Source organism: Testudinibacter aquarius, assembly GCF_004342725.1.
In the GTDB taxonomy this organism is placed as follows: Bacteria; Pseudomonadota; Gammaproteobacteria; order Enterobacterales; family Pasteurellaceae; genus Chelonobacter; species Chelonobacter aquarius.
Window position 1 is genome coordinate 24,087 of the sequence record NZ_SMCP01000009.1, and the last position, 20,462, is coordinate 44,548.

The following is a 20,462-nucleotide window of genomic DNA, read 5'->3' on the forward strand; positions in this document are numbered from 1 at the left end:
AAACGGTATTTGCAACCAGCGCTAGTCTAGACTAGCGCTTTTTAGTTTTTACGTTATTAAAGCTTACTCTTAATCGTCAACAAACTGTTAAGACGAGTTAAATCGCTTTCATTTAAAGTGCCTGACAGCTGGCGCAATTGTAATTCCAGTAACAAGTAATTATAACGAGCCGAAGCTAACTGGCGTTGTGCTTCATGGCGAGCTCGAGTTGCCGTCAAGACATCCAAAATCGTTCTGGTGCCGGTTTGATAGCCGGATAAAGTGGCGTTATAAGCGCTTTCCGAGGATTTAACATACTGTTGGTAGGCTTTAATCGAACTAGCAGAAGCATTTAAACTATTGACTGTGGAGCGAATATTACGCACTAAATCACGATAGGTCGATTCCAAATTTTCCGAATTGCTGACAAAAGCATGCTGCTGTTGCCGAACTTTAGAACTGGTTTGCCCCCCGGTATACAATGGCATCGACACTTCCAAACCGATTGAGGCACGATCCAGATTGCGATCCGTAATACCGTAGGTGCTGGCACTTGGTATCTGCGAATTGGTATGAGCCAAACCTGCGACCAGATTTACTGTCGGTAGATAAGCACTTTGCGCCACTTTAATCCCCTCTTTTGCCAACTCTTTCCCCATTTTATAGTAGGTCAGGGTTAAATTTTGCTCTTCCCCTTGAGCAATATACTGATTCGGGTTGGCATAATTTTGGGTTTTGAATTTTTTGGTGTCCAGCTTACGAATATCTGACGGATACTGCCCGGTAATTTCGTACAACGCTTCAATACTGTTATCAACATCGTTTTTGGCGCCGATTTCATTGGCAACCACACTGTCGTATTGTGCTTGCGCTTCATCAACATCGGTCACCGCAACCAAACCCACTTGATATTGTTGGTTAGTGTTAGTTAACTGCTTGTAAACCGCACTTTTTTCCGCTTGTACTGAAGTTAACGTATCAATACTGTTTAATACGTTAATATAGGCTGCCGCCACCCGATACAATAAATTCTGTTGCGTCGCTTGATAAGACACTTCTGCCTGCTGCGCCGTTTTTTCCTGCAGTGACAAATTACGCCACAGGCTCATATTAAACAGTGACTGGCTGAGGGTAAGCCCGGCGCTGAAAACACGATTTTGCCCAAAGCTGTTGTTCAAACTGCTATTATGGTTGCTTCCATGATCAATATAACGGCTACTGCTATAACCGGCATTGGCGCTTAATTGAGGCAGTAACGCTCCTTTTGCCTGATTTTTGCCTTCCATAATTTGCTGGCTGTCAGCATAGGCTTTCTTGACGATTGGGTCACTGATTTTCGCCTGTTCATAAGCGTCAAGCAGGGATGTCGCCATCACTTGTTGCGCGAAGCCTAAGCTTAAAACCGACAGCAACAATGCTGCTTTTTTCATATTTACTCTCTCCACTAAATGATCGTTCATTCGCACATTTTACCGAAAAGTATTTATAAATGTAAGTGAAAAAAATGCTTAATTTGATACACTAACAACCATACTTCATAAGTAATCAAGGAAATAATGTATGTCAATTGAACAATTTTCCAGCACTGATTTAACGGTTGAACAGCAAGATCTGGTCTATGATGGTTTTTTTAAATTGTACAAAATCCAATTCCGCCACAAACTATTTGCCGGTGGTTACAGCGGCACAGTCACCCGCGAATTACTCTACAAAGGTGCGGCTTCTGCGGTTATCGCCTATGATCCAAAGCGCGATCAAGTGGTTTTAGTCGAACAAGTGCGGATCGGTGCTTATGTTGCCGGCAGCCCACAATCTCCTTGGCTGCTGGAATTGATCGCCGGCATGGTAGAACAAGGCGAACAGGCACAACAAGTGGCACTGCGTGAGGCACAAGAAGAAGCCGGGGTCACAATTGAGCAGATTATTCCGGCACTGAGCGTTTGGGACAGCCCCGGCGGCGTGTTTGAACGCATTCACCTGTTTGCCGGCAAAGTTGATGCGGCTAAAGCCGATGGTTTACATGGTTTGGCAGAAGAACATGAAGACATCAAAGTGCACGTCGTCAGCCGCGAACAGGCTTATCAGTGGGTTGAAAGCGGTAAAATCGACAACAGTATTGCAGTGATCGGCTTACAGTGGCTACAGTTAAATTATCCACGTTTGAAAAAATTATGGGTATAGCCTAAAAAAGTGATGTAACTCTAATTTTTCAAGATTATTTAACACAAAATGTGCGCCTACTAGCATTTTTAATATAAAACTACTGACATTTTTATAAAAAACAGTATCTTATCAGTTATAACTTATTTTTATTTTTTATCAATTTTGTTGGTATATTTTGAGAACGACTTTTCTACACCATTCTGACAAGCTGCCGGTTCGGTTTATTCAAGTAACCGACCCGCATCTGTTTGCCGATAAAAAAGCGGAGTTGTTGGGAATTAACACTTTCGACAGCTTCAAGGCAGTTCTATCCGAGATTCAACAAACGCCGTTCACTTTTGAATTTGTATTAGCGACCGGAGATTTGACCCAAGACAATAATCCGGAAGGATATCGCTATTTCAGTGAAGAAATTTCACAGTTGCAAAAACCGGTTTTTTGGATTCCTGGCAACCATGATTATCAGCCACACATGGTTGAAACCTTAAACCGTTATCCTGAATTTATCTCTCCGCTAAAACACATTATCGTCAACAATAACTGGCAGATTTTGATGTTGGACAGCCAAGTGCTGAATGTGCCGCACGGCTATCTGAATCAATATCAATTAGACTGGTTGATCGCAAAAATAGAACAATATCCTGATTTATATACGCTGGTGGTACTGCACCACCATATTGCGCCAACCCGCTCCGCTTGGCTGGATCAACATAATCTACGTAATACCTCAGAATTTTTAAGCTGTCTGCAACAACATTGTCATATTAAAGCGATTATTAGCGGACACATCCATCAGGAAATGGATACCCTGTGGAATAACTATCGAATCCTGACTACCCCATCAACCTGCATTCAGTTTAAATCCGACAGTTACCACTTCAACTTGGATATTTTGCCACCGGGTTGGCGCGAGTTTGAATTGTATCCGGACGGCAGCTTGATAACACAGGTGAAGCGGCTCAAACATAATCTGTTTGTTCCGGATTTTAATATTTCAGGTTATTAGGGGCTGTCGGGTAAAATAGGTTGTTATCTAACACCTGTTACTTAAATAGCGTTCGCTGGCGGCGACTCGGCTTAATTTGGCTGATCAATACCAAACCCAACACCAAAATATAGCCGATAAAAATCGCTATTAACCACTGCGGCATTGCAAAACCCAGTAATGACCACTGAATTTCGCTGCAAGAACCGTAAGCCTCAAACATTTGTGGCAACCACTTATTTAGCGGTAAAGTAGAGGGAAATTCCACCATCAGCGGGCACTGATTCCACGGCACCGGATTCAGTTGGTAATCAGTATGTTGCAGTGCTAATAACAGCCCTTTCACCGCACTTGCCAAGCCAACCGCTAACGCTAATAAACGGATCAGCAACAATCGCGGTGCAACCATTCCAATCAATGCTGCCAATGCCACGCCGGCAATGGCAACACGTTCATAAATACACATCACACAGGGTTCTAATTTCATGACGTGTTGAAAATACAGCCCAGTGGCTTCAAACGCCAAACAGGACAGCAGCAGCAGCAGCCAACTGCCACGACTAAGGGAAACTTGCTTTAAGTAATATAACATTCGCTTTCCTTATTATGTTGTCAAAATACACCGATACTTTGGAACCAGAGGGTGAATTTAGGTAAAAACAGTTCTACCGATACTAACCCAACTAGCGCTAAAACGATAGTATAAGGTAAAGCCATATAAACCATTCGTCCATAAGATAAGCGAATTAATGGTGCAAATGATGATGTTAATAAAAACAGAAAAGCCGCCTGTCCATTTGGTGTCGCCACCGACGGCAGGTTGGTTCCGGTATTGATTGCCACCGCAATCAGTTCAAACTGTTGCTGTGTAATCGTTCCAGCTGTCAATGCCGCTTTGGCTTCATTAATATATACTGTGCCGACAAACACATTATCGGAAATGGCAGACAGTAAACCATTAAAAATATAGAACAGCGCTAATTGTGTCTCATCTGAGGCGTGTAGCACAAAATTAATAATCGGCTGGAACAGTCCTTGATCGATGATCACCGACACCACCGCAAAAAATACCACTAAAAGTGCAGTAAACGGCAGCGCGTCTTGAAAGGCTTTGCCTAAGGCATGTTCTTCAGTGATACCACAAAGTGCGGTCGCCAAAATAATCACACTCAGACCAACCAGCCCTACTGCCGCCAAATGAAACGCTAAACCACAGATCAACCAAATACCAACCAACGCTTGCACATAAAGGCGCATGCGATCCTGATCTGTCATTTTACGGCTCTGCTCGCGCTCATAACGCGCCAACACCACCCAGACTTTTTGTGGCAAACGCTGCCCGTAGCCGAATACTTTAAAACGCTCTAGTGCCAAACAGGTTAACGTTCCGCAAATCAACACCGGCAAAGTCACCGGCAACATGCGTAAGAAAAATTCGCTAAATCCCCAACCCGCCTGTGCTGCAATAATTAAATTTTGCGGCTCACCAACCATTGTCATCACCCCACCAAGTGCGGTACCGACCCCGGCGTGCATCATTAAACTGCGCAGGAAACTGCGAAATTGCTCTAACGTATTGCGTGACATATCAATTTTTTGATCATTAAAAATATCGTCAGAGTTATCGTCAAAGGTGTAACCGGAAGCGACTTTATGATATACCGCATAAAAGCCGGTTCCGACACTGATAATCACCGCAACAACAGTCAAGGCATCTAAAAAAGCAGACAAAAAAGCCGCACTGAGACAAAACGCCAATGACAGACGCAATTTTGAGCGGATCCCCAACAGTAATTTGGTAAAAATAAACAGTAGCAGCTGCTTCATAAAGAAAATCCCTGCTACCATAAACACCAGTAGCAGGAGAACTTCGATATTCGCCATAATTTCATGCATCACGTGATCCGGTGAAGTCATGCCGATGAAAACCGCTTCAATCACCAACAAACCACCAGCTTGCAACGGATAGCATTTCAGTGCCATTGCCAAGGTAAAAATAAATTCTGCAACCAGCAGCCAACCCGCCCAGAACGGGCTGATGGTAAAATAAATAATCGGATTAACAATTAAAAACCCTAAAATACAAGCCTTGTACCAATCCGGTGTTTTACCCAAAAAATTACGTAAAATCGCACTGCTGTAATTCATTTTTCTACCCTGAATCTCGTTTTTCTAACGTATGATTTGTCAATAATGAAGTATTGTAATCAAGTTCTATAAAAAGAATAACCATTTATGATCTTATATAAAAAAATGCTAACCAAATCACATTTTTAAACCATTAACCTTCTATTATTTCGCCACTTTCCTGATTTTCAAAAATAAGTGAAACCGAGTTAACACAAAACCGTAAGCCGGTCGGCGGCGGACCATCATCGAAAACATGCCCTAAATGAGAATCACAGTGGCCGCAACGAATTTCAGTACGGTGGCGTGACAAGCTGTAATCGTCCAAATAGCGTATCGCCTGCTCGGATACCGGTTGATAAAAACTCGGCCAACCGCAACCGGCATCAAATTTAGTGTCCGAGACAAATAACCGCGAATTGCACAATAAACAGCGGTATAACCCAAGCCCCTGCTGTTGCAATAATTTTCCGCTGAACGGCAATTCGGTGCCTTGCTCAAGACAAATTCGCTGCTGTTCTGGTGTAAGTTGTTCTTTTGTTTTCATTGTTCCTCCCAAGATTCTACATTGGCCTTATTCTAAAACAAAACGCACCACGCTATCGATTTTTTCTGCTATAAAGCCACCTTATTATCTGCTATATTTTTGGAGCTATCTTGACTTGACGCAATAATTTGTTGTTTCGAACGAATACAAATCTGTGATATACTTCACACAGTTACATGGCGCTGCGACAACACGTTAAAATAGCATCAAATCAGTTATTTTTATGTGAAAATAACGGCAAAATGTAGTAATTTTGTTAAACATTAATGAAGGGTAAAATCTCATGGCAATTAAAATTGGTATTAATGGTTTTGGCCGTATCGGTCGTTTCGTATTTCGTGCTTCTATCAACCGTTCTGATATCGAAGTTGTCGGTATCAACGACTTGATCGATGCTGATTACATGGCATACATGTTAAAATACGATTCAACTCACGGCCGCTTCGACGGTACAGTTGAAGTGAAAGACGGCAACCTGGTTGTTAACGGCAAAACCATTCGTGTTACAGCAGAACGTGATCCTGCAAACTTAAAATGGGATGAAATCGGGGTTGACGTTGCTGTTGAAGCAACAGGTTTGTTCTTAACCGACGAAACTGCACGCAAACACATTACCGCCGGTGCGAAAAAAGTGGTATTAACAGGTCCTTCTAAAGACAAAACACCAATGTTCGTTAACGGTGTTAACTTTGATACTTATGCAGGTCAAGACATCGTTTCTAACGCCTCTTGCACCACAAACTGCTTAGCGCCAATCGCGAAAGTATTGAACGACAAATGGGGCATCAAAGACGGTTTAATGACCACTGTTCATGCTACCACCGCTACTCAGAAAACCGTTGACGGTCCATCTGCCAAAGACTGGCGTGGTGGTCGCGGTGCGGCACAAAACATCATTCCTTCATCAACAGGCGCTGCAAAAGCAGTTGGTGTGGTCATTCCTGAATTGAACGGCAAATTGACCGGTATGGCGTTCCGTGTTCCTACCACTAACGTTTCTGTGGTTGACCTGACCGTTAATCTGGCAAAACCAGCAACTTATGCAGAAATCTGTGCTGAAATGAAACGTGCTTCTGAAAACGAATTGAAAGGCGTGTTAGGTTACACCGAAGATGAAGTGGTTTCTACCGACTTCAACGGCTGCCCATTAACATCGACTTTCGATGCTAAAGCCGGTATCGCATTAACTGACACCTTCGTTAAAGTCGTTTCTTGGTACGATAACGAAATCGGTTATTCAAACAAAGTATTAGACTTAGTTGCTCACATTTCTAAATAATGAAATCTTAAGCAAAAATAATATTGAATACCGCACTTTAGTGCGGTATTTTTTTGCATTGAAAATAGGGGCCATTAATCGTTTTTTAATTTAGACATAAAAAAAAGGGCAGATTAGCCTGCCCGCTTTTTATCATTAGGTTGAATACTAACTTTGTGTTTCTGAGTCCGGATCGCCGATGGCAATCGGCTTGATTAAGCCAAAGAAAGCGACAACAGCAATTGCAGATGATGCCAAACCTAAATAGACCGATAATTCATAATCCAAGCCAAAGCCAATTTGCGCATTAAACAAGAACGTAGCACAAACCGCTGTCATAAAGACTGCGGGGATTGTGGCAACCCAGTGGAATTTGGCATAGCGGTACAGATAAGCCGCTGCGACCCACAACATCACCGTTGCCGTCGTTTGGTTTGCCCAACCGAAATAACGCCACAAAATTTGGAAATCAATTTTAGAGACCACAAAACCAATTGCAAACAACGGAATCGCAATCAACAACCGTTTTGGCAAGCTACGTTGTTCTAACTTGAAGAAATCAGCAATCAGCAAACGTGCTGCACGGAATGCAGTGTCGCCAGAAGTGATTGGCAACACGACTACACCCAATACTGCCAAAATCCCACCAAATACGCCCAACATACCAATAGCCGAGTCATACACCACTTTCGATGGCGTACCCGCAGCAATTGCCGCATTCATTGCTTCGGAAGATTCATAGAAACTCAAACCGACCATACACCAAATTAAGGCAATGACCCCTTCACCGATCATCGCACCATAGAAAATAAAGCGTCCTTCGCTCTCATTTTGGGTACAACGTGCCATCAATGGCGTTTGAGTTGCATGGAAACCGGAAATCGCACCACAGGCAATAGTGATGAACAACAACGGCCAAATCGGCAGATCTTTCGGATGTAAATTCTGTAAGAAAGTGCCAAAATCAACGTCCATCCCCACACTGCGGAACAACGGAATGCCTTCGAAGAATAAACCGAACAACATGCCAACGGTCATAAACAACAGCAACGCCCCGAATAGCGGATAAATCCGTCCGATGATTTTGTCAATCGGTACTAGGGTTGCCAGTAAATAGTAGATAAAGATAACACTAGTCCAGATGACTAAAATAGTGCCGCTGCTGACACCTGATTCCTCATTTACCGCACCTGCCCCCACAGAACCGGAGCTCATTACTTCGGTTGTAATATTGGTCAGCAATGATGCCGGGCTGGCAACAAAGACCACACCGACCAGTAATAGCAGCAAAATCGCCAATATATTCATAAAATGCTTGGCTGGTGCACCTAAATATTTGCCCGCCAAAAACGGAATATTGGCACCTTTATTACGAATACTCAGCATACCACAAAAATAATCGTGCACCGCTCCGGCAAAAATACAACCGAACACAATCCACAACATCGCCACAGGACCATACAATGCCCCTAAAATCGGACCAAAAATCGGGCCGGTTCCGGCAATATTCAATAGCTGAATCAACCAGATTTTTTTCTTCGACATCGGCACATAGTCAACGCCATCAGCCATATGGTGGGCTGGTGTGGCTCGTGCCGGGTTAATTTTGAAAATCTTTTCAATAATCTTGCCATACACGAAATAACCGGCCAGCAATAAGCCTACGCAAATGAGAAACCATAACATAATTAATACTCCAAAAAAGGAAGACATAAAGACGCTGGCATTCTAACAGAATTCGCAATAGGTGAAAGAATTGTAAATAGATAGTACGTTTTTTTGCACAAAAATGTGACAAATCGCACATTTTTAATACATAAAATAAGATAGGCAAAGTGCGGTTGTGCTATCTGCTTATTCAATAAAACCGCACTTTGATAATTTGGAGGTTAACGCTAAATAAAAAACGGCTCCGGATCAATCCTCTTTTTTTGTTGGTTTTTCCGGTTCCGGATCTTGTTTGATAATCGGCACACAGCGCCGGCAACCACCGCCTTGATCAACCCCCATCTCTTTGCACAGTTGGTTGTATTTCTCCAATACGGTTTTGAACAGTCCTTTTTTAGCGGGTGTTTGCTTATTACTTACCATTTTCCTTCCCTCCGACTTCAGTATTAACGCTGGTTAATCCCTGAAATTATTGAACTGGAACGGCTGTCCCAACTCTGCACCTTTCACCAGTTGAATCACCGCTTGCAAATCATCACGCGATTTGCCGGTCACCCGCACTTGATCGCCTTGAATCTGGGTTTGCACTTTGATTTTGGCGTCTTTCACCAACTTGGTGATTTTCTTCGCCATCTCGCTTTCAATCCCTTGTTTGATCTTCACTTCTTTACTGTAAATCTTGCCGCTATGCTCAAACTGCTCGTCAATGTCCAGTGAATTATGCTCAATGCCACGCTTAATCATCGCACTACGCAAAATATCCAGCAATTGTTCCACCTGAAAATCCGATTCGCTGCTGACTTTGATTTTGACATCTTTTTCATTCAGCTCAATTGCGGCTTGTACGTTTTTGAAATCCCAGCGGTTAGTCAAATCACGATTGGCATTTTCTACTGCATTGCGTACTTCGTGCACGGTTACTTCGGATACAATATCAAAAGAAGGCATAATTTATTTCTCCTCAATCTCAAATTTATGTTCAAATTTATGTTTTTTACTAGAATCTGTTGATGTTTGCAAACGTTGATTGGCTTCCAATAATAACAAAAGTGCGGTCAAATCGCTGTGATTAATCACAATCTGCGCCTGTTGTTGCACTTTCGGTTTGGCATGAAAGGCAATACCCAAGCCCGCTTGTGCCAACATCGGCAAGTCATTCGCGCCGTCGCCAATCGCAATCGTCTGTTGTTTGTTTAAGCCGAATTGTTCACGCAAATCGTTGAGGGTTTGCGCTTTAAAGTTAGCATCAACCACCTGCCCAATCACTTGTCCGGTCAGCACGCCGTCGATAATTTCCAGTTGATTCGACACAGCAGCATCGAGTTTTAACGTTTGCTTTAAATAATCGGCAAAATAAGTGAAGCCACCGGAAGCAATCGCAGTGCGCCAACCCTGCTGCTGCAATACTTGCAACAACCGCTCTAAACCGGGCATTAACGGTAACTTTGACCGCACTTGCTGCAAAATCGCCTCTGGCGCACCTTGCAGCGTACCCACGCGACGGCGTAGGCTTTGTTCAAAATCTAATTCACCGCGCATCGCCTGCTCAGTGATTTCAGACACCAATTCACCACAGCCTGCCAATTTAGCAATTTCGTCAATACATTCAATTTGAATCGCAGTGGAATCCATGTCCATCACCAGCAATCCCGCCGTCTGCAACCGCACTTCGCTGTTTAACGGCGCAAGATCCAAGCCGAATTGCTTGGCAACATTCAACCATTCGCGTTGATAATGCCCGCGCAAAATCACTGCCACCATTTGTTCGCTTGACCAAGCATCACACAGCCACAACGGCTGCCGGATTTGCTCCGCAAAAGCGAGCAACGTGGTTTTATCTAAACGTTTACCGTACAAAACAAACGGTTGCACTGCACTTGATGTGGTTGGTTTTCCATTCAATTCAGCCGGTAACGTTGTCCAAAAATCAGTGATCGTATTCAGATTGTGTTGTGACATACTCGTTCCAAGTTATTTTACTGTGCTATAATCCGTCGCTATTAATAGCACAATTTCACGCATTTGAACATTTATAAGAGGCAACGTTGGTCTATTTGAATAAAGAAAAAGTCATCAAATCAGTACTGTTACTGACGATCATTTTAGCCTGCGGCGCCATTCTCAGTGTGATTTTGTATGGCGTAAACCAGTTTAAGGTCGGCTCGCAGCTCGCCAGTGTCAATCAGGTCTCCTATCTGTCGCACACTTTGGTTCGACAACAGGCAAATCTGATGTCGGTGCTGTTGGCAAATAATGCCAAACCGGAAAGTTTAAGTGACAGCTTAGATCAATTCCAATTGCAGGAATTTGTGCTGGACGCTACCGTGTATTCGCCGCAAGGCGCTATTTTGGCACAAAGCAGCAATCCGTTTAATTTTCGCGCCCGCATTGGCTTGGATGCCATCAACGATAGTGAAATCAGTAGCACCCAACAAATTGTCGAGCCGATTTATTCCGCCCGCGGCTTGCTCGGCTATCTGCGCGTGACCTTTGACACCCAATACGGGCAAACTACCCAAGAAAAAATCAACTCACTGTTTCACCATCTCTACGGCGAACTGATTATCGTATTTCTCTGTGGCATATTGTTTGCCAGCAGCGTTCACTATTTTTTGCGCAAACGACGCAAAACCGTCGTCACACATAAAGTCGAGCCAAGTGCTGTCACTAAAGCCAGCAGCCATGCTGCACAAGCGTTCCATTCCAAACGGCGGCGCTTTCGGGTGTAATCGTCCATAAATACGCTTTTTGGGCAGCAAAAAACCGCACTTGAAAAGTGCGGTTTCCAATTTAAACCGTTTTAAACGACAAATAGAATTAGGCTGCTAATTTTTTGATATGAGCAGATAATTTAGATTTGTGGTTAGCCGCTTTATTTGCGTGGATCAGGCCTTTAGAAGCCATTCTGTCCACCACTTTTTGCATTTCGACAAATGCGGTTTCGGCTGCGGATTTGTCACCGGTTGCTACGGCTGCGTAGGCTTTTTTGATGTAAGTACGCATCATAGAACGTTGACTTGCATTGTGCTGACGGCGTTTTTCAGATTGAATCGCACGTTTTTTCGCTGACTTGATATTAGCCAAGGTCAAACTCCCAAGAATTTCTGTAAAAAATGGACATAAAAATAAAGGCGTAAAATATGCCTGCTTTCTATGCGTTTGTCAAATAGTAATATGCACTTTGTTCGTTATCGCCGTGTATTGCCGCAACAAGACACGATTTAGGGTTGTAGCCACAGCGAAAACAGGGTTCGGACAAAAGAGCCACTTTCGCCATTTCTTCCCCACTTCACATGCTCTACCTTACACATAGGGGCGCAATTTTAGCAGTTTTTTTATGTGGAATATAGCTAAAAAACAAATTTTCTATACAATTAGCCCAATCATTCAACTTAAGTCGTTCAACTTATTCTGCCATCAGAGATCCTGTTTTGAGTAAACCGTTATTGAAATCCGGCATTATCGTCAGCAGCATGACCTTGCTGTCACGCGTGCTTGGGCTAATCCGCGACGTGGTGATCGCCAATCTGCTCGGTGCCGGTGCCGCAGCCGATATTTTCTTATTTGCCAACCGTATTCCAAATTTTTTGCGCCGTTTGTTCGCCGAAGGCGCTTTTTCGCAAGCGTTTATTCCGGTGTTGGCAGAATATCGCAAAGAAGGCGATCTCAGCCAAACCCAGGAATTTGTCGCCAAAGTGAACGGCACGCTCGGCGGCTTGGTGGCGATTGTCACCGTCGTCGCCATGGTCGGCTCGCCGGTGATCGCGGCGATTTTCGGCACCGGTTGGTTTATGGATTGGCTCAATGACGGGGCGAACGGCTATAAATATGAGCAAGCCTCACTGTTGCTGAAAATCACGTTTCCTTATTTATGGTTTATCACCTTAGTTGCGCTGTCGGGCGCGATTCTTAACACGCTCGGCAAATTCGGCGTGATGGCGTTTTCGCCGGTGTTGCTGAATATTGCGATGATCGCCACCGCACTTTTCCTTGCGCCTCGGATGGAAAGCCCGGATCTGGCGCTAGCAATCGGGATTTTCCTCGGCGGCTTACTCCAATTTCTATTCCAAATTCCGTTTTTAAAACAAGCCAAAATGCTGGTGAAGCCGAAATGGGCGTGGCACGATCCGGGTGTGAAAAAGATCCGCACCTTGATGATTCCGGCACTATTCGGGGTCTCAGTCAGCCAAATCAACCTGCTGCTGGACACCTTTATCGCCAGTTTCTTGATGACCGGCTCAATCAGTTGGCTGTATTATTCTGACCGCCTGCTCGAATTTCCGCTCGGGCTGTTCGGCATTGCGATTTCCACTGTGATTTTGCCGACCCTCGCGCGCCACCACGTTCACAAGCAAGGAAATGAGGTGGTTAGTCAAGAATTTCGCAACACCATGGATTGGGGCGTGCGCATGATTTTACTGCTCGGCATTCCGGCCGCGATCGGGATCGCAATTTTGGCACAGCCGATGTTGATGGCACTGTTTATGCGCGGTAGCTTTTTACTCAGCGATGTGATCGCCGCGTCCTATTCTTTGTGGGCGTTCACCAGTGCCCTGCTCAGTTATATGTTGATTAAAATTCTCGCCAACGGTTACTACGCACGGCAAAACACCAAAACACCGGTGCGCTACGGCATTATCGCCATGGTGAGTAATATGGGCTTTAACCTGTTGGCAATTCCGTTCGGCTACGTCGGTTTGGCGATTGCCTCTGCCATGTCCTCCACCTTGAACGCCTATCTGTTGTATCACGGGCTTGCCAAAGCCGGCGTCTATCGCTTAAGCAAAACAACACTGATTTTTGCCCTGCGCCTGCTCGCCTCAGCGCTCGGCATGGGCGCGTTTCTGTTCTACTATTCTCCAACGCTCAACACTTGGGCAGCAATGGGATTATTCAGCCGTATTCATTGGTTGATCTGGTTGATTTGTGGCGCCGGTTTGGTCTATTTTATCTTGCTGGCACTGTTCGGCGTGCGCAAACAGCATTTTCGCCATTAATTTTAATTGGGCTATCTTTTGATTGGAACACCGTATGCAATTCATTCGTGGGATTTATAATTTACCTTTGCTGCCACAAGGCTGCGCGCTGACAATTGGCAATTTCGACGGCTGCCATTTGGGGCATCAACAAATTCTGGCGCACCTGAAACAAAAGGCACAGCAACTGGGTTTGCCGACGGTGGTGATGTTATTTGAACCGCAGCCAAACGAATTTTTTTCCGCCGCAAATGCCCCAGCGCGCCTGATGCGTCTGCGTGATAAATTAATGTTTTTACAGCAAGCCGGGATTGATTATGTGCTGTGCGTTCGCTTCAACCGCACTTTTGCTAATTTGAGTGCCGATCAGTTTATCCAACGGTATTTGGTCGAAAAACTACAGGTGAAATTCCTCAGTATCGGCGACGATTTCCAATTCGGCGCACAACGGCAGGGCAATTTTCAGACGCTATTAAATGCCGGCGCAAAGTGCGGTTTTGAAGTGGAAAACAACGACAGTTTTGCGCTGAATAACCAGCGTATCAGCAGCACGTTAATCCGCAAAGCCCTTGCCGAAGATGATTTGGCGCTCGCCAAAGCGATGTTAGGCAAGCCATATAGCATTCGCGGACGGGTGGCACACGGCAATAAATTAGGACGCACCATCGGCTTCCCCACCGCCAATATCCAACTGCACCGCCAAGTCAACCCGATTCAAGGCGTGTATGCGGTCGAAATTCTCTACAAGTGCGCTCAACGCTATCAAGGGGTTGCCAATATCGGCAACCGTCCCACCGTCGATGGCGGCACGCACCCATTACTGGAAGTGCATATCTTTGATTTTAAACAAAATTTATACGGACAACCGTTGGAAATTATTCTCCGCAAAAAAATCCGCAACGAAATCAAATTCGCCGATTTTGCCCAGTTGAAACAACAGATCGCCAGTGATGTACAAACTGCGAAAGATTTTTTCAAATTAAACGTTTAACCTAGGATGAGGAATTTATGCTGAAATACTTTTATACCGCACTTTTGACTTTAGTATTAAGTTTACCGTTAAACGCGCAAGTAGAATCATTTGAACAACAGGCTCAAAGACTAGCAGAGCAAAGTGATCCGGAAACTCAAATGAATTTGGGATATATGTATTATCTAGGCGAGGAGGGATTAAAACAAGACTATCAAAAAGCTAGGCAATGGTTTCAAAAAGCCGCAAATAGTGGTTATGCCCGTGCGCAATTTAATTTAGGTGTACTGTATGCTAATGGACATGGGGTTAAACAGGATTATCACCAAGCCGCACAATGGTATCAAAAAGCCGCAAATATTGGTTATGCCCGTGCACAATTTAATTTAGCTTTACTGTATGCTGATGGACAAGGAGTTAAGCAGGACTATCACCAAGCTGTACAATGGTATCAAAAAGCAGCAGGGCAAGGTCATTCTTCAGCCCAATATAATTTGGGTATGATGTATGAGGATGGGCAGGGAGTAAAACAAGATTACCAACAAGCCATGCAGTGGTATCAAAAAGCAGCGGAACAAGGCAATCCTCAGGCACAAAATAATCTGGGTGTTCTCTATAGTAATGGGCGAGGCGCAAGACAAGATTTTATTAAAGCAAAACAATGGTTTAGTAAAGCTTGCGACAACGGTGTGCAGAGCGGTTGTGATAATTACCGTACACTCCATGAACACGGTTATTAAAGATCAAAGTGCGGTCAATGCCATCAAGTTGCCAACATCCGCAACCGTTCCACGCTAGACCGCGCATCTTCAAATTAAACGTTTAACCTAGGATGAGAAATTTATGCTGAAATACTTTTATGCCACACTTTTGACTTTATGCTTCAGTTTACCGTTAAGCGCGCAAACGGAATCGTTTGAACAATTGCAAGTCCGAGCAGAACAAGGCGATGTCGATGCACAATATAATTTAGGCGTGATATATAATACCGGTGAAGGCGTTGAACAAAATTACCAACAAGCCGCAATATGGTATCAAAAAGCAGCTGAACAAGGTCATGCTTATGCACAAAATAATTTAGGTTTTATGTATGACCACGGACAAGGGGTAGCACGAGATGAGTTACAAGCCATTGAATTGTATCAAAAAGCGGCGGAACAAGGCGATATTGTAGCACAATATAATTTAGGCGTTATCTATGAGCAATCGGAAATAATACAGGATTATCAGAAAGCCACTAAATGGTATCAAGAAGCAGCAGGACAAGGTCATTCTTCAGCCCAATATAATTTGGGTATGATGTATGATGATGGACGAGGAGTAAAACAAGATTACCAACAAGCCATGCAGTGGTATCAAAAAGCAGCAGAACAAGGCAATCCTCAGGCACAAAATAATCTGGGCGTTCTCTATAGTAATGGGCAAGGGGTAACACAAGATTTTCTTAAAGCAAAACAATGGTATGCTAAAGCTTGTGATAACGGCGAGCAACTTGGTTGTGATAATTATCGTAAACTCAATAAGCAAGGTTATTAAAGGTCAAAGTGCGGTCGGCGCCATCAAGTTGCCAACATCCGCAACCGTCCCACGCTAGACCGCGCATCTTCAAATTAAACGCTTAATCTAGGATGAGGAATTTATGCTGAAATACTTTTATACCGCACTTTTGACTTTAGTATTAAGTTTACCGTTAAACACACAAGCGGAATCATTGGCACAGCTGCAAACCCGCGCAGCGCAAGGCGATGCGCAAGCCCAATTTGAGCTGGGCGATCACTATTTTCTGTCTGACGGTGGCAAAGAGAGTGATCAGCAAGCGGTCATGTGGTTTAAAAAAGCTGCCGAGCAAAACTTCGCCGAGGCGCAATATGCGCTTGGGCAGCTATCACGTGACGGTATTGGTGTTCCACAAGATTATTCTCAGGCGCTGTATTGGTTGCAACAAGCAGCTGAGCAAAACCATGCCAAAGCACAATTTGACCTTGCCTACCTGTATCTGAAAGTTAAACAAGATTATGCACTCGCCGCACAGTGGCTGCAAAAGCCGCCGAACAAAATCTAGCTGAAGCGCAATATGCGCTCGCCGTGTTATACCGCGAAGGCGAAGGCGTCAAACAGGACTACCCACTTGCGCTGCACTGGCTGCAAAAAGCGGCAAAACAAGGCGATGCCAAATCACAGTATAATCTCGCATCGCTGTACAGCGATGCACAAGCAATGACCCCGAATTATCCGCAAGCGTTGTACTGGTATCACAAAGCCGCTGCGCAAGATTTCACCCTGGCACAATATAACCTCGGCGTGTTGTACCGTGACGGGAAAGCAGGGAATCCGGATTATCAGCAAGCGCAGCAATGGTTTCAAAAAGCCGCAGATAAGGAATTTACCTTGGCGCAATTTAATCTTGGTTTGCTGTACTATGACGGGCAAGGGGTCACACAAGATTATGCGCAAGCGCTACGTTGGTTTCAAAAAGCGGCGGATCAAGGCTACCCGGCGGCACAATATAATCTCGGGCTGATGTACCGTGCCGGACAAGGCGTGAAAGCCGACTATGCACAAGCCGTACACTGGTTTCGAAAAGCCGCCGAGCAAAATAATTCGCCGGCACAAAACAGCCTGGGTGTGATGTACAGCGAAGGACTCGGTGTGGCACAGAATTTCAAACAAGCTGAAATTTGGTACTGCAAAGCCTGCGATAACCAAAACCAACCCGGCTGCAATAATTACCGTAAGCTCATGCAAATGATGGATAAAGAGTGAGTTCAAGTGCGGTTGCAAAACCGCACTTTTGCTTTCCAGTCCTGCTTTTTTCTATAACGACTTATCCAAAAACTATCGAAAATTAACCGCACTTTGCGTATAATGTGGCGATTATTTGCTTAAAAACATGGAATGAATGATGTCTAACGAAAATACTGACTACAAAAACACGCTGAATCTGCCGGAGACCGGCTTTCCAATGCGTGGCGATCTGGCGAAGCGCGAGCCGAAAATGCTGGAAAACTGGTATCAGAAATCGCTGTACCAAAAAATTCGCCAAGCGGCAAAAGGCAAAAAAAGTTTTATCCTGCATGACGGTCCTCCCTACGCCAATGGCACATTGCATATCGGACACGCGGTCAACAAAATTTTAAAAGATGTGATCATCAAATCTAAAACCGCACTTGGCTACGATTCGCCGTATGTTCCGGGTTGGGACTGCCACGGCTTGCCGATTGAACTGAAAGTGGAAGGCTTGGTCGGCAAACCGAACCAAAAAATCAGCGCCGCCGAATTCCGTGAAGAGTGCCGCAAATACGCTGCCAGCCAAGTGGAAGGACAGAAAGCTGATTTTATCCGTTTCGGGGTTTTAGGCGATTGGGATAATCCATATCTGACCATGAATTTTGATACTGAAGCCAATATTATCCGCACGTTGGGCAAGGTGATCAAAAACGGGCATTTGTACAAAGGCTACAAACCGGTGCACTGGTGCCTGGACTGCGCTTCCTCCTTGGCGGAAGCAGAAGTGGAATACGAAGAACACAAATCACCGTCGATTTATGTGCGTTTTGCCGCTGACGATCAAAGTGCGGTCGCGGCTAAATTTAATGCCGCTGGTCATGGTGCAATTTCAGCGGTGATCTGGACCACGACACCGTGGACTTTGCCGTCAAATAAAGCCATCTCAATCAATCCTGAACTTAATTATCAACTGGTTCAACTCAACGGTGAACAACCGGAGCGGTTGATTTTGGTGAAAGAGCTGGTTGCCGCCACAATGCAGGCGTTGGCGATCAGCGACTATACCGTGTTGGGCGAAGCCAAAGGCAGCGATTTAGAGCTACTGAGCTTTAAGCACCCGTTCTATGACTACAGCGTGCCGTTTATCTTAGGCGACCACGTCACCACCGAAGCCGGTACCGGCTTGGTGCACACGGCGCCGGATCATGGCTTGGACGACTATAACATCGCAAAAAAATACGACATTGCGATGGTCAATTTGGTCAATGACGACGGTACCTTTAACCAACGCACGCCATTTTTCGCCGGATTAAATGTGTTCAAAGCCAATCCGTTGGTGATCGAGAAATTAAAAGAAACCAACAGCCTGCTGAAAGTACAAACCATCGCTCACAGCTACCCGCACTGCTGGCGCCACAAAACCCCGATTATTTTCCGAGCCACGCCACAATGGTTTATCGGCATGGAAACCCAAGGGTTGCGCCAACAAGCATTAAAAGAGATTCAAGGGGTGCAATGGATCCCGGATTGGGGACAAGCGCGGATCGAAACCATGGTGGCAAACCGCCCCGACTGGTGTATTTCGCGTCAGCGTACTTGGGGCGTGCCGATGACCCTGTTTATCCACAAGCAGACCGAAGAACTGCACCCACGCAGTTTGGAACTGCTGGAACAAGTGGCACAACGCGTAGAAAAGCGCGGTATTCAAGCTTGGTGGGATCTGGATCCGAAAGAGTTGTTGGGTGATGATGCCGAACAGTACAGCAAAGTGCCTGATACACTGGATGTCTGGTTCGATTCCGGTTCCACCTATTCAACCGTGGTCGCCACCCGTCCGGAATTTGCCGGCAAAGCCGCTGATATGTATCTGGAAGGTTCCGATCAACATCGTGGCTGGTTTATGTCGTCATTGATGTTGTCTACCGCCACCGATAACAAAGCGCCATACCGTCAAGTCTTAACCCATGGTTTTACCGTAGATGCGCAAGGGCGCAAAATGTCGAAATCGATCGGCAATATCGTTGAGCCACAAAAAGTGATGAACAGCTATGGCGCCGATATTCTGCGTTTATGGGTCGCATCCACCGATTATACCGGCGAAATTGCGGTGTCCGATGACAACTTTAAACGCACCGCCGATATGTATCGCCGGATCCGTAACACCATGCGTTTCCTGTTGGCAAACCTGAACGGCTTCGACCCGAAAACCGATATGGTGAAACGTGAAGAGATGATCACGCTCGATCGTTGGGCGGTGGATTGTGCCTTGCAAGCGCAACAAGATATTGCCAACAACTACGACAATTATCAATTCCACTTGGTGGTGCAGCGCTTGATGCGTTTCTTCTCAATTGAGATGGGTTCGTTCTATCTGGATATTATCAAAGACCGCCAATACACGACCAAAGCCGACAGCGTGGCACGCCGCAGCTGCCAAACTGCACTTTACCATATCGCGGAAGCGGCAGTACGTTGGATTGCACCAATTTTATCGTTCACCGCCGACGAAGTTTGGTCCTACCTGCCCGGCGAACACAGTGAATTCGTGTTTACTGAAGAGTTGTATGACGGCCTGTTCGCATTGGACAGCCATGAAAGCATGAACGACAACTATTGGCAGCAGATCCTCAAAGTGCGGTCAGAAGTCAACCGAGTATTGGAACAAGCCCGTGCCGACAAAGTGATCGGCTCCGGATTGGAAGCGGAAGTTACGCTATACGCCGATGAACAGCTTTTACCGCAGTTGCAACAGCTCGGTGCAGAGTTGCGTTTTGTGTTAATCACTTCAAAAGCTGAAGTCAAACCGTTAAGCACAGCGGATGTCGCAGTAGGCGAGCTCAACGGCTTAGCGGTCAAAGTGATCCGCTCGCCGCACGAAAAATGCCCACGCTGCTGGCACTATTCCGACACCATCGGTTTAAACCCGGCTCATCCGCACTTATGCAGCCGCTGCGTGGAAAATGTGGATGGTGAAGGCGAAGTGCGTGAGTTTGCGTAATGTACATTTTTGTTAAATTGTAGGGGCGGATTGCATCCGCCCTTTACTCGTACTCAAGACGCTC

The 20,462-nt window shown here is 45.2% G+C and carries 20 protein-coding genes; 11 read left to right on the forward strand and 9 right to left on the reverse strand.

Annotated elements, in window-relative coordinates; genetic code table 11:
• Positions 1-56: 56 nt before the first annotated feature.
• The gene (locus EDC16_RS09490; protein ID WP_157330553.1) at positions 57-1,409 is read right to left on the reverse strand and encodes a TolC family outer membrane protein; all 1,353 of its coding nucleotides are present in this window, start codon (positions 1,407-1,409) and stop codon (positions 57-59) included.
• A gap of 130 nt (positions 1,410-1,539) precedes the next feature.
• On the opposite strand from EDC16_RS09490, the gene nudF reads away from it, so the two are divergent.
• Complete coding sequence (gene nudF / locus EDC16_RS09495) at positions 1,540-2,160, forward strand: ADP-ribose diphosphatase (RefSeq protein ID WP_132967624.1); 621 nt, start codon at positions 1,540-1,542, stop codon at positions 2,158-2,160.
• 157 nt (positions 2,161-2,317) lie between these two features.
• The gene (cpdA, locus tag EDC16_RS09500) at positions 2,318-3,148 is read left to right on the forward strand and encodes a 3',5'-cyclic-AMP phosphodiesterase (protein ID WP_132967625.1); all 831 of its coding nucleotides are present in this window, start codon (positions 2,318-2,320) and stop codon (positions 3,146-3,148) included.
• Between the two features lie 37 nt (positions 3,149-3,185).
• Here cpdA and dsbB read toward each other — a convergent pair whose 3' ends face one another.
• The 3 genes from dsbB to msrB all read right to left on the reverse strand — a co-directional run bounded on the left by dsbB (position 3,186) and on the right by msrB (position 5,801).
• Positions 3,186-3,719 carry a disulfide bond formation protein DsbB gene (gene dsbB / locus EDC16_RS09505; RefSeq protein ID WP_132967626.1) on the reverse strand — a complete coding sequence of 178 codons (534 nt, stop codon included), beginning with the start codon at positions 3,717-3,719 and terminating at the stop codon, positions 3,186-3,188.
• A 20-nt stretch (positions 3,720-3,739) separates the two neighbouring features.
• On the reverse strand, positions 3,740-5,275 hold the full coding sequence (gene nhaB, locus EDC16_RS09510; protein WP_132967627.1) for a sodium/proton antiporter NhaB: 1,536 nt from the start codon (positions 5,273-5,275) through the stop codon (positions 3,740-3,742).
• 133 nt (positions 5,276-5,408) lie between these two features.
• On the reverse strand, positions 5,409-5,801 hold the full coding sequence (gene msrB, locus EDC16_RS09515) for a peptide-methionine (R)-S-oxide reductase MsrB (RefSeq protein WP_132967628.1): 393 nt from the start codon (positions 5,799-5,801) through the stop codon (positions 5,409-5,411).
• Between the two features lie 283 nt (positions 5,802-6,084).
• Here msrB and gap point away from each other — a divergent pair, with 283 nt between their 5' ends.
• Positions 6,085-7,080, forward strand: coding sequence for a type I glyceraldehyde-3-phosphate dehydrogenase (gene gap / locus EDC16_RS09520; protein WP_132967629.1), 996 nt, complete (start codon positions 6,085-6,087; stop codon positions 7,078-7,080).
• Between the two features lie 147 nt (positions 7,081-7,227).
• Here gap and EDC16_RS09525 read toward each other — a convergent pair whose 3' ends face one another.
• The 4 genes from EDC16_RS09525 to serB all read right to left on the reverse strand — a co-directional run bounded on the left by EDC16_RS09525 (position 7,228) and on the right by serB (position 10,686).
• A complete protein-coding gene (locus EDC16_RS09525; RefSeq protein WP_132967630.1) occupies positions 7,228-8,745 on the reverse strand; it encodes a carbon starvation CstA family protein in 1,518 nt (505 codons plus the stop codon).
• Positions 8,746-8,976: 231 nt separating this feature from the next.
• A complete protein-coding gene (locus tag EDC16_RS12705; protein ID WP_165894233.1) occupies positions 8,977-9,150 on the reverse strand; it encodes a DUF5363 domain-containing protein in 174 nt (57 codons plus the stop codon).
• A gap of 33 nt (positions 9,151-9,183) precedes the next feature.
• Positions 9,184-9,675: a YajQ family cyclic di-GMP-binding protein gene (locus EDC16_RS09530; RefSeq protein ID WP_132967631.1), complete on the reverse strand. Its 492-nt coding sequence runs from the start codon at positions 9,673-9,675 to the stop codon at positions 9,184-9,186.
• Positions 9,676-9,678: 3 nt separating this feature from the next.
• Positions 9,679-10,686 (reverse strand): phosphoserine phosphatase, encoded by a 1,008-nt coding sequence (gene serB / locus EDC16_RS09535; protein ID WP_132967632.1) that lies wholly within the window; start codon positions 10,684-10,686, stop codon positions 9,679-9,681.
• 86 nt (positions 10,687-10,772) lie between these two features.
• On the opposite strand from serB, the gene EDC16_RS09540 reads away from it, so the two are divergent.
• Positions 10,773-11,456 (forward strand): YtjB family periplasmic protein, encoded by a 684-nt coding sequence (locus EDC16_RS09540; RefSeq protein ID WP_232517308.1) that lies wholly within the window; start codon positions 10,773-10,775, stop codon positions 11,454-11,456.
• An 88-nt stretch (positions 11,457-11,544) separates the two neighbouring features.
• Here EDC16_RS09540 and rpsT read toward each other — a convergent pair whose 3' ends face one another.
• Positions 11,545-11,811: a 30S ribosomal protein S20 gene (gene rpsT, locus EDC16_RS09545; protein WP_132967633.1), complete on the reverse strand. Its 267-nt coding sequence runs from the start codon at positions 11,809-11,811 to the stop codon at positions 11,545-11,547.
• 347 nt (positions 11,812-12,158) lie between these two features.
• On the opposite strand from rpsT, the gene murJ reads away from it, so the two are divergent.
• From murJ to ileS, 7 genes are all read left to right on the forward strand, one after another.
• Positions 12,159-13,724, forward strand: coding sequence for a murein biosynthesis integral membrane protein MurJ (murJ, locus tag EDC16_RS09550; RefSeq protein ID WP_132967634.1), 1,566 nt, complete (start codon positions 12,159-12,161; stop codon positions 13,722-13,724).
• A 34-nt stretch (positions 13,725-13,758) separates the two neighbouring features.
• A complete protein-coding gene (ribF, locus tag EDC16_RS09555; RefSeq protein WP_132967635.1) occupies positions 13,759-14,694 on the forward strand; it encodes a bifunctional riboflavin kinase/FAD synthetase in 936 nt (311 codons plus the stop codon).
• Positions 14,695-14,711: 17 nt separating this feature from the next.
• Positions 14,712-15,413 (forward strand): tetratricopeptide repeat protein, encoded by a 702-nt coding sequence (locus tag EDC16_RS09560; RefSeq protein ID WP_132967636.1) that lies wholly within the window; start codon positions 14,712-14,714, stop codon positions 15,411-15,413.
• Positions 15,414-15,516: 103 nt separating this feature from the next.
• On the forward strand, positions 15,517-16,209 hold the full coding sequence (locus EDC16_RS09565) for a tetratricopeptide repeat protein (protein WP_132967637.1): 693 nt from the start codon (positions 15,517-15,519) through the stop codon (positions 16,207-16,209).
• 103 nt (positions 16,210-16,312) lie between these two features.
• The gene (locus tag EDC16_RS09570) at positions 16,313-16,735 is read left to right on the forward strand and encodes a tetratricopeptide repeat protein (protein ID WP_132967638.1); all 423 of its coding nucleotides are present in this window, start codon (positions 16,313-16,315) and stop codon (positions 16,733-16,735) included.
• Positions 16,705-17,436: a tetratricopeptide repeat protein gene (locus tag EDC16_RS09575; protein ID WP_132967639.1), complete on the forward strand. Its 732-nt coding sequence runs from the start codon at positions 16,705-16,707 to the stop codon at positions 17,434-17,436. The genes EDC16_RS09570 and EDC16_RS09575 overlap by 31 nt, the downstream gene beginning before the upstream one ends.
• Positions 17,437-17,575: 139 nt before the next feature.
• Positions 17,576-20,398 carry an isoleucine--tRNA ligase gene (gene ileS, locus EDC16_RS09580; RefSeq protein ID WP_132967699.1) on the forward strand — a complete coding sequence of 941 codons (2,823 nt, stop codon included), beginning with the start codon at positions 17,576-17,578 and terminating at the stop codon, positions 20,396-20,398.
• Positions 20,399-20,462: the final 64 nt, after the last annotated feature.

Excerpts from the sequence above, each read along its gene's own strand:
- EDC16_RS09560 (WP_132967636.1), top strand. The coding sequence starts at position 14,712 with ATGCTGAAATACTTTTATACCGCACTTTTGACTTTAGTATTAAGTTTA.
- msrB (WP_132967628.1), bottom strand. The coding sequence starts at position 5,801 with ATGAAAACAAAAGAACAACTTACACCAGAACAGCAGCGAATTTGTCTT.
- EDC16_RS09570 (WP_132967638.1), top strand. The coding sequence starts at position 16,313 with ATGCTGAAATACTTTTATACCGCACTTTTGACTTTAGTATTAAGTTTA.
- EDC16_RS09565 (WP_132967637.1), top strand. The coding sequence starts at position 15,517 with ATGCTGAAATACTTTTATGCCACACTTTTGACTTTATGCTTCAGTTTA.
- ribF (WP_132967635.1), top strand. The coding sequence starts at position 13,759 with ATGCAATTCATTCGTGGGATTTATAATTTACCTTTGCTGCCACAAGGC.
- nhaB (WP_132967627.1), bottom strand. The coding sequence starts at position 5,275 with ATGAATTACAGCAGTGCGATTTTACGTAATTTTTTGGGTAAAACACCG.
- gap (WP_132967629.1), top strand. The coding sequence starts at position 6,085 with ATGGCAATTAAAATTGGTATTAATGGTTTTGGCCGTATCGGTCGTTTC.
- dsbB (WP_132967626.1), bottom strand. The coding sequence starts at position 3,719 with ATGTTATATTACTTAAAGCAAGTTTCCCTTAGTCGTGGCAGTTGGCTG.
- ileS (WP_132967699.1), top strand. The coding sequence starts at position 17,576 with ATGTCTAACGAAAATACTGACTACAAAAACACGCTGAATCTGCCGGAG.
- EDC16_RS09530 (WP_132967631.1), bottom strand. The coding sequence starts at position 9,675 with ATGCCTTCTTTTGATATTGTATCCGAAGTAACCGTGCACGAAGTACGC.
- nudF (WP_132967624.1), top strand. The coding sequence starts at position 1,540 with ATGTCAATTGAACAATTTTCCAGCACTGATTTAACGGTTGAACAGCAA.
- EDC16_RS12705 (WP_165894233.1), bottom strand. The coding sequence starts at position 9,150 with ATGGTAAGTAATAAGCAAACACCCGCTAAAAAAGGACTGTTCAAAACC.
- EDC16_RS09525 (WP_132967630.1), bottom strand. The coding sequence starts at position 8,745 with ATGTTATGGTTTCTCATTTGCGTAGGCTTATTGCTGGCCGGTTATTTC.
- EDC16_RS09490 (WP_157330553.1), bottom strand. The coding sequence starts at position 1,409 with ATGAAAAAAGCAGCATTGTTGCTGTCGGTTTTAAGCTTAGGCTTCGCG.
- serB (WP_132967632.1), bottom strand. The coding sequence starts at position 10,686 with ATGTCACAACACAATCTGAATACGATCACTGATTTTTGGACAACGTTA.